Below are 8182 nucleotides of genomic sequence, written 5' to 3'. Positions count from 1 at the left end.
ATCCGGGCGTTCACCGAAACTGTCCCTGCCCAAAAGATCGCTTAAATCAGCGCTCTCCCGCCTTCTTCACGGACGACCCTATAGTATGGATTCCAGATGCGCAAATTGGCTGGTTTCCGATATCCGTAGCGATGTCAGACGCTTACGGCCCCAGACTGATCGACCTACAGCCCTTCGGCCCGGGGTCGCCCACCGGGTGTTCCCTCTACGGAACATCCCCGTTCGCAGTCCGTTCGTCAAAATGTCCCGTTGGGGAACGCGTGCTCTGTCAGCCCCTCAGCGACCGGTGCTCCGTCAGCTTAAAAGGCGCTCGGCTTGAGCGCGGTTGTCCCGGGTGGAGGGGGTGGCGCTGCGCGGGATGCGCATCTGTGGTGCCATATGCGTTCGACGATGCTCTGGTCGCTGAAGCCGAGCTGCCCGCGTGAAGCGCGCACCATTTCGTGCGTGAGCAACCTCAGATAAAGCTCGGCGTCGAGCACGCTGTCACCTTCGCAGATGGCTGCCGCAACAGCTTCAATCTGATCCCCAATAAGCTCTCGGAGAATTTGGATGCGCTGTTCGTCCATTTGTAGCTCCCCACCCGACAGAACGGCACTTACTGTTACGCTTTGGGTTCCCCTTGCCGCCCAGCCAATCCTGGTAGCTGCCTCTGCGACCGTTTAGCCGCACCGTGCCGGGCCTCGGGGGCTCCCGATCCAGAGGCGAAGACCATGCATTTTCAAGTCTACCACGACGCACGGAATGAGTGGCGTTGGACGCTGCACGCGGGAAATCAGCGCAGGATCGCGGAGTCCGGCGAGGGCTATCACCGCGAGGTCGATTGCCTTGCGGCTATCGAACTCGTGAAGAGCACCGACCGCGACACTCCGATCCGGGGGTAACCCCACATCGATTGCGATCCGGCTTTTGGTCGTTCGGGCGGTCAGTCGTTCGGCACTGGAAGTAGGAAGATAATTTTCTTCTCCCCCATCCTACCGCCGCCCTAGGTAAACCTAGGGGGCGGGGCGGTCAGGGTTTTGGGCTGAACCGGCCACGACCGGCCAAAAAGTTCCCCGAATGGCCGGTCGGACGTTTTTCTCAGTTATTTCAGTTATATATAACCGGCCATTTTCAGCGCTCAACCGGCTGGCAACCGGCCACACCGACCGGCCAATTGACCCGCCAAAACCGACCAAAAAACAGTCGGAAACGGAAAAAATGGCCGGTCCCCACATTCTACAAAAATGGCAATCTATAGCCTAATATTCTCTTTCGCCTAAATCTCACGCCTGAACGGCTGAAACCGCACAGACCCGAACGGCCGAAAGCCTGATCGCCGCTACGCCAGCGGCGGCCCAAATGTGTCACAGGCTTCGGGCGAGCGGCCAAAACAAAAAGGGCGGCCCCGAGATAGGGACCACCCTTTGCCTTTCACCTGAGGTCAATGCCTGCGCGCGTAAACCGCTCGGTGTCTGTTTCGGGCCGCTGCATCCGAGTTTGTCCGGGTTAGAGAAGTAGAGATGACGACCGCCACCCTGGGTTCGCACCGCAACAGTTTTCTTCGGCAACTCGCCGTGCTGCTCGACGAAGGCGTCAAACAACGCGACGCCATCGCGCTGTTCGCCGTTGCGCTCTTTCTTATCGTTGTCGACGACGACAAGCCCGCTTGGACCGCAGGAAATCGCGGGAAGACTATCAGGCTTTTCGTTCATCAACTTCCGCACCAGCGCTCTGTCAGTCGTCGCGCCGATCTGGAACGGTTCGAATCCGTGCTTGTCGAAAAATGCACGCCGCTTCGCTTCGCGATCTTCGGCCGGGATGTCCGTGTCGAGCTGGCCGTGCGCGAGTGTCAACGGAATTTTCGATTTGCCGTCGACGAACAGAATCGCGATGCCCACTTCCACCAAATCAACAGCGACGGCCATGTTTGTGCGACGCGCTTGATCGCCCCGCGACCAGTTACTCTTCCAGTTTCGCAGGTCCTTGGCCAGCGGTTTCTTGTTGTCAGACATTGTCATCCCCGTTGCCGAAAATTGCTTCGTGTATTGCGGGCTCGGTTTCCGTTGCCGCTTCTATGGATTTCGCCTCGGCGAGCCGCATGTTCACGAGAGCCTCGACTTCTTCGAATTTGATCCCGAGATGGGGCTGACGTTTCAGTTCTTCACGCAGGTCGTTCTTCGTGTCTTGATATTCTGCTTCCTGATCAAGAAAGCCCTGTTCGACGTTGAACAGTCGCTCGGCGTAACCCTTCAGGGCTATACGTCGTGTCGTCACGCGCTTGCTTTCCTCTGACTCGCGAAACTCAACCGCTATGTCGGACGGGGATAATCCTGCTTCCAAGATTGAAAAAATGAGCGCGCCTTGGTGCTCGCCGTCCATAAAAATCTTCCCACCTGCGTAGGTAGCTGGCGCGATGATAGTGCGGGCGAGCCCATCTTTTCCGGTAAATTTGGACACGGCGGTGCCTTGTCGTATCGTCGTCATGTCGGCTTGTCCTTTTAGCGTTACGCTGCGGCCTTCGCGGCGCGCCTGGGTTTCGGTGATGTGTTCTTGCCTGTGCCAGTGGCCTCAAAATCGAGAGCGACGCGATAGGCGATGACGGCGCGAATGTCTCCGTGCGCACGGCGCAACAAATTGAGCCCCAGCGTAAGGCGCACGCGGGACGTGAGCGGGTCGACATCTGCTTGGAGACATGACCGAAAGTAATGGCTTCGAACCGCAAAACGCTGAAGGGATGCGTTGCGGCGATCAATGCCAGCTTCGACGCCCGGGGTAGGGTTATAGTCTCGCGCGACCGTAGGCGCCGCGTTGCGTTGGCGCTCGGTGTCGATCCAGTCCGGATTGGCGTCGGCAGTGGGTTCGGCCCTACGGCCAGCGTTCTCCGCGATGGGGCGGCCGGTCGTGTCGAAGCCCGCGCTGGCTGTCCGTCGTCAGATCCTCTGGCGGCGTGGCAGCGGGCGGGCGCGTGCGGGAACAGCGCGTCCGCCCAACCAATTTTTGCAACAAACGGAGATTATATTATGCGTGACACTTCAAACGATATCGGCGCCACCCTGGCGCTTGCTCCGGCCGGGTCAACGGCCTCGCAGTCGATACCAACGGATTTGAATCCGCTGCGATCGTCATTGCTACGGGCGCGATCGTCGGTGCCGGCAACTTCACGGCGAAGCTGCAAGACAGCTCGGACGGCGTGACGATCACCGACGTCCCTGCTGCAAACCTCGTGCGCACCTGCCTGCCGCGCTTGCGGCGAGCACCACCTACCGGCAGGGATATCTCGGTAGCAACCGCTACATTCGCGTGGTGTTGACGCTGAACAGCGGAACGTCGATTGCGGCCGGCGCCGTTGCTGTGCTCGAAAATCCCAAGGTCGCTCCGGTCGCGTAGCGTTATAATGGCGGACGCTCGTAGCAGCGTCCGCCCCAGCAATTTGTTTGTGAGATTCTAGAAAATGAAATTTGGAAGACTCCAGCGCATCGTCGCTGACGACGGCATCGGACGGCTGATGCTTGTCGACGCCGATGGCGAACGCTTCGCTATTTCGCGCAAGCTGTTGCGCGAGGTTGGCGCGGTGCGTCCCGCGGCGGGCGATGCCTTTGAATTCCTCGCAGCAAATGGACAGACTGTGCAATTGCGGAGGGTGGCTGCGTGATTATCTCGGTCCCTAATTACGAAGCCGAGTTCGCGGTTCGCGACGGTACCGGACGAAAGAGCTGGCGCCCCTGCACGGTGGTCGGCGTTTGAGTTGAGGAATCGTTTAACCATCGATTCGTCGTAATCATCCGCGGCCCGGAGGAGGGAGGAGTACGTCGACACGGTCGCAGAGGTGCGGCGTCCTCCGCCGTCGCCGGAGCCGTTTGGCTAGCCTCGACAGCCGGCCACCGCGCACGGCGGATACGGTAGCGCCGTCAGCTTTCAGTAAGCTAGCCTCGATACAGAATTGTTGGGTTTAACGGGGGCGTGGCAGCGACAGCGCATGAGCTGAGGGACCACCATGCGCCGAGTCACGCTTCCGCTAAACTCATCGGCAGTGCGGATGCGGCAGGAATAGTGCCCTGTCATGCCCCCAGGCCGTCAAGGCGCCGAGCCGCGTCCGCACTGCTTCCAAGCTCACGGGTTAAGCCCCGTTATGGTGGTTATGCGAGCGATACGCTCCCGGTCAGCTTCTTTCACTGCTTTGAGGCTGGCTGGTTGGGAGTTAGCGGTGCGTGGCAGGGACAGCGCTTCCTCAGGGTAAACGCGAGGACCTTTCAAGCGCCGAGTCACGTGCCGCTAGCTTCAAAGGGTAGTGCGGGCGTGGCGGGGACAGCGCCTGACGCCGCGCAGCCGAACGGCGCCGAGTTGCGCCCGCACTGCCTGCGATCCGACAGTCGATCATCGGGGGCACTTCGCTAGGAGCGGAAGAATACCCTGTTGAGTGTCGTCGGCCGTCGTCTTGATGTACTTGTATCCGTTGTGCGTGGCCCAAACCACGCCAACCCTGCGGCCGTTTTCTTCGACATAGAACTCCCATTCGGCGCTCTCGATATCTTTGACAACCTGGTCGATGGATCGCTTCCACGGCTTTCCATCCGGGGTTAGTCCGCCGACATGTGTCAATCTTTCGTGAGGAGTCTTTTTGTCCGTCTTGTCCGCGTAACGAATGCGTGCGCGCTTGGCCATTCGAGTCTCTCCGAACCTGCAAGCCCTATGCACTAGCTTAGACCGGGGCATTCAATTCGACCGGCTGCCAATTCTGGTAGGTGCCCTCCGCTACTTCTCAACGATACAAATTGGTCGACCTTGGGACTTGGACCTCTCAGGAGCAAAGGTGGTCAGCCTTGCGTGGGGGGCAGGCGGCGTCTCGCAGCACATTCAGGTGGGCAACAGACGGACTAGACGTGCCAAGAGCGAGCATTTTGAGACAACTTTGGCGCCTCGATTGCATGTATTATCTTCCACATCAGTGCCTGCTCCGGAAGCACGAGCGTGCCAGCTTGCATCATATTCTACATCATCCCTTGATAGCTCATAATGTTCTGACACAACCGACGCAATCGTGCTTGTGTAGTGCTCCATCAAGGTGCCGGCTTCCTTGATGAGCAGCGTTTGTAGTCCTCCAGCGCTCGGGAAGTTCCACTGGATCGGATGAAAGTAGAACGATGAAGTCGAAGAGGCCGTTCTATATTCCCCCGCCATAAACGGGAGAATGACTGAAGAGTCGCAAGCGCCAGCGTTGTGCGAGCGTAGCGGCAAGGAGAGAAGCCTCAGCTCGTTGTAGGCGCCAATGGCTGAAATGACATCGCCTCCGCCGCTCGCATACGCTATTTCACGAGCGTCCCAAAGGAACGGTCCCGGAGGTTTACTCTCTCCCATCAGGGTTCTGATCCCCAACAGCAGCCCCGTTATAGTGTCAGGATTGACCGGCTTTCCGAAATAAACGTATGCAGTGGTCATCGCTTTCACTTCCGCGCTTTCGCCCCTTCGATGCCGGTGCGCTTGCTAGTCTGCCAGCGATAGCTCCTGACTTGGGTAGGGCTCTAGAAATGCCGCCGACCGTTTCTGGTAGGTGCTTGGGAGACCCTTCGCCGATACAACTTGGTGGCCCCCTTGGGAATTTGAGCCTCTCGGGAGCGAGCGCGGTCAGCTTCTTCCGCCCCCGAGGCTGGCTGGGTCGAAGTTAGCGGTGCGTTGCAGGGACAGCGCTCCGCCTCCAACGCTTCGGGCGCCGAGTCACGTTGCCGCTAACTTCGACTGCGGATGATCCGAGCAGGCGGTGATCACCAGGGGCGAGGACCCTCGGGAGCGTAAGTCAACGCACCCGCTGCCACTGGCTGATTTTGTCCGGTATGCCCAGGTTTGATGGGTCTCCGGCCGAAGGCCAAGAGCATGTCCCGTTCGCCAAGTCTTCGGCCGCGGAGGCTGGCGAAGCATACCGCCCCAATGTCTCACCACCAAACGTGACCGTAAAATCCTCCCCAGTGGGAACGATCTGAGCCACCCCAGCGTGAGTTTTGTAGAACCATTTCACCATCTGCGACCCTTCCATGAACGTGCTGTGGTTTCACGTCCGAATGTACCTCGACGGCGCTGAGCATTCCCGCACCACCTTACATTCTTGTCCCCACCAATTTTGATAGGTGCCCTGGTTACTTGTCCGCGCCATTATCTGGTGGCGCCTCGGGAATATGTCTCAGGAGCAAAGGTGGTCAGCCTTGCCGTTCCAAGGGGGAGGGCTGGCCACCTAAGTTAGCGGTGCGTTGCAGGGACAGCGCCTTATGGCGGCGCCGAGTCACGTGCCGCTAACTCATCGGCAGCGCGGGTGTGGCACGGACAGCGTCGCTCGCATTTCCGGCGCTGAGTCGCGCCCGCGCTGCTTACGGTCACTGAGATTGAGATCATCCGGGGCGCTCAGCAAGTGAAAGAAGATTGTCTGGTTGAATGTCGTCGGCCGTCGTCTTGATGTACTTGTACCCTTCGTGTTGGGCCACGATCAAACCAGCAGTGAGCCCGTCTTCCTGGACATAGAATTCCCACGCGCCGCTTTCGATGTCTCTGATCGTCTGAACGACAGATTGCTTCCAGTGACTTCCGTTCGAATATACCCCGCCGATGCTGCTAATTCTCTCGTGTGGATTCGTCCTGTCGGTCTTACTGATGCAACGAACGCGTGCGAGTCTAGCCACGGGGTCTCTCCTTCCGCATGCAAAAGGAGCAACCAGCTTAGCGTTCAGTGGCGAACCATGCCGCCGACCAATTCAGGTAGGTGCCCCGGTTACTTGTCTGCGCCATTATCTGGTGGCGCCTGGGAATGTGACCCTCTCAGGAGCAAAGGTGGCTAGCCCGTGCCCTAAGACGAAGCAGGCCAGCGGATGCACACATTCGAGCAGCACATCACCCCACTGCGGTCGCAAGCGCTTGCGGTGCTTGCAGCCAATCAGGCCCGTGCGGCCGATCAGTCTCTGAGCCAAGCAGATCGCCAAGTCGCGACGTTTAATGCCAGGGAGGCGCACGCGGTGCTTGGCATACTCGACAACCTGAAACCCAACCTCGGGCCGGAAGAGGCGAGGAAGATCGCTGCGCGCATACGTGAGCTTCTAGTGTGGGACGTGTGAGTGCCAACCGGTTCGGGTGGGACGCCTGTGAGACTTTCGCCAGCGCGGCGCGCCCGTGCTGCTTAGATAGGGATGTTGGCAAAAGTCTCGCGACACCCGGAGAGGGGAGGGATGACTAAGGTCACCGTCTACAAGGTTTTCTCTACGAACCTCAGGAAGACGAGCCGCTTGTTTCTCGGCGAATGGCGACTCGCGACGGCGCTGCCGCCATGTACGGGTTAGTCATAGAAGGCACTGGGTACGTAATAGACGCAACAGATCTTGAGACGGGAAACCAATGGACTGCGCTGGAATTCGACCCGGTCGCTGCGGGCCGCGAGAAAACCTAACCAAATCAAATCCTGCATATCGGAGACCGTTTCCGATAAACGCTCGTTGGCGGACTCTGCCAGTTCGGCGCGGTGTGCCTGAGCAACAACCTCTTTTTCGGCGCGCCTAGCCTCGTCCTTGGCTGCCGCGAGTTGTTTCTTTAACTCTTCGATCTCGGCCGCCGTTACCTTCTCACCGTTGGCCGCACGCTCTTCGACTTGCTCGCGGACTTCGGTGGGCATCACATCCGATGACAAAAGCGCCAGCGCCGCCTTGAAACTCAAATTATTCACGCGTGAATAATTTGCTCCCGACAGGCTGCCAGGACTCCAAGTCAGTCCCCGAAAGAGGCGCCCCAGCGCGGGCAGTATGCCGGGGCGAGACGTTGGGCTGACGTGAGCCAGAAATCGAGCCACGACTCGATCATTATGACCGTGTAAATGTAGAGCAGCATCACGCACCAAAAGTTGGTTCGGGCTTTGAGGTGCAGAAACACGCTCGAAGGAAACGGCAGTTGCCACCCCTAGCCCCCAAGAAACTCTCACGTTCTAAAACAGCAACCAAACTACCGCCGCAACCAACGGCGGTCCATTGTAAAGAGAACAACTTCACTCCGTAACTTTCTGGGGGAATGGCTGGTCATTCAGGTAGTGACGCGCCACTGCAGACGAGGTGACCTTGCCCCACAGACTTAATCCAGTTTGAAGTGAAGTGGACCCCGGATTGAAGTGCTCCCCAAAACTAGGCCAGCCGGCGCTGGAATTTTCCGGGGTTATGCTCATGCCGGCGGGGGCGCCGAT

Annotated in this window: 11 protein-coding genes; 3 read left to right on the top strand and 8 right to left on the bottom strand. The window is 58.8% G+C overall.

Annotated features, from left to right (window positions below; all coding sequences use genetic code 11):
- Positions 1–299: 299 nt before the first annotated feature.
- Positions 300–566 carry a hypothetical protein gene (locus tag AC5ZFO_RS46475; protein ID WP_496124068.1) on the bottom strand — a complete coding sequence of 89 codons (267 nt, stop codon included), beginning with the start codon at positions 564–566 and terminating at the stop codon, positions 300–302.
- Positions 567–710: 144 nt separating this feature from the next.
- Here AC5ZFO_RS46475 and AC5ZFO_RS46470 point away from each other — a divergent pair, with 144 nt between their 5' ends.
- Positions 711–881 (top strand): YegP family protein, encoded by a 171-nt coding sequence (locus tag AC5ZFO_RS46470; RefSeq protein ID WP_496124067.1) that lies wholly within the window; start codon positions 711–713, stop codon positions 879–881.
- A 462-nt stretch (positions 882–1343) separates the two neighbouring features.
- On the opposite strand, the gene AC5ZFO_RS46465 is transcribed toward AC5ZFO_RS46470, so the two are convergent.
- Both AC5ZFO_RS46465 and AC5ZFO_RS46460 read right to left on the bottom strand, forming a co-directional pair.
- Positions 1344–1991 (bottom strand): bifunctional DNA primase/polymerase, encoded by a 648-nt coding sequence (locus AC5ZFO_RS46465; protein ID WP_496124066.1) that lies wholly within the window; start codon positions 1989–1991, stop codon positions 1344–1346.
- The gene (locus tag AC5ZFO_RS46460) at positions 1984–2463 is read right to left on the bottom strand and encodes a hypothetical protein (RefSeq protein ID WP_496124065.1); all 480 of its coding nucleotides are present in this window, start codon (positions 2461–2463) and stop codon (positions 1984–1986) included. The genes AC5ZFO_RS46465 and AC5ZFO_RS46460 overlap by 8 nt, the downstream gene beginning before the upstream one ends.
- Before the next feature lie 1021 nt (positions 2464–3484).
- Here AC5ZFO_RS46460 and AC5ZFO_RS46455 point away from each other — a divergent pair.
- On the top strand, positions 3485–3631 hold the full coding sequence (locus AC5ZFO_RS46455; protein ID WP_496124064.1) for a hypothetical protein: 147 nt from the start codon (positions 3485–3487) through the stop codon (positions 3629–3631).
- Positions 3632–4353: 722 nt separating this feature from the next.
- On the opposite strand, the gene AC5ZFO_RS46450 is transcribed toward AC5ZFO_RS46455, so the two are convergent.
- The 3 genes from AC5ZFO_RS46450 to AC5ZFO_RS46440 all read right to left on the bottom strand — a co-directional run bounded on the left by AC5ZFO_RS46450 (position 4354) and on the right by AC5ZFO_RS46440 (position 6644).
- Positions 4354–4641 carry a DUF3892 domain-containing protein gene (locus AC5ZFO_RS46450; RefSeq protein WP_496124063.1) on the bottom strand — a complete coding sequence of 96 codons (288 nt, stop codon included), beginning with the start codon at positions 4639–4641 and terminating at the stop codon, positions 4354–4356.
- A gap of 192 nt (positions 4642–4833) precedes the next feature.
- A complete protein-coding gene (locus AC5ZFO_RS46445; RefSeq protein ID WP_496124062.1) occupies positions 4834–5415 on the bottom strand; it encodes a hypothetical protein in 582 nt (193 codons plus the stop codon).
- A gap of 941 nt (positions 5416–6356) precedes the next feature.
- Positions 6357–6644, bottom strand: a complete 288-nt coding sequence (locus AC5ZFO_RS46440) for a DUF3892 domain-containing protein (protein ID WP_496124061.1) — start codon at positions 6642–6644, stop codon at positions 6357–6359.
- 186 nt (positions 6645–6830) lie between these two features.
- Between AC5ZFO_RS46440 and AC5ZFO_RS46435 the strand changes: the two genes are divergently transcribed.
- Positions 6831–7073, top strand: a complete 243-nt coding sequence (locus AC5ZFO_RS46435) for a hypothetical protein (protein ID WP_496124060.1) — start codon at positions 6831–6833, stop codon at positions 7071–7073.
- Positions 7074–7291: 218 nt separating this feature from the next.
- Here AC5ZFO_RS46435 and AC5ZFO_RS46430 read toward each other — a convergent pair whose 3' ends face one another.
- Positions 7292–7903 carry a hypothetical protein gene (locus tag AC5ZFO_RS46430; RefSeq protein ID WP_496124059.1) on the bottom strand — a complete coding sequence of 204 codons (612 nt, stop codon included), beginning with the start codon at positions 7901–7903 and terminating at the stop codon, positions 7292–7294.
- 87 nt (positions 7904–7990) lie between these two features.
- Positions 7991–8182: hypothetical protein (locus tag AC5ZFO_RS46425; protein ID WP_496124058.1), on the bottom strand; the 192-nt coding region annotated here is incomplete at its 5' end.

It is taken from the genome of Bradyrhizobium sp. Unk1 (genome assembly GCF_059512345.1).
This window is presented reverse-complemented; position numbering and strand designations above follow the sequence as displayed.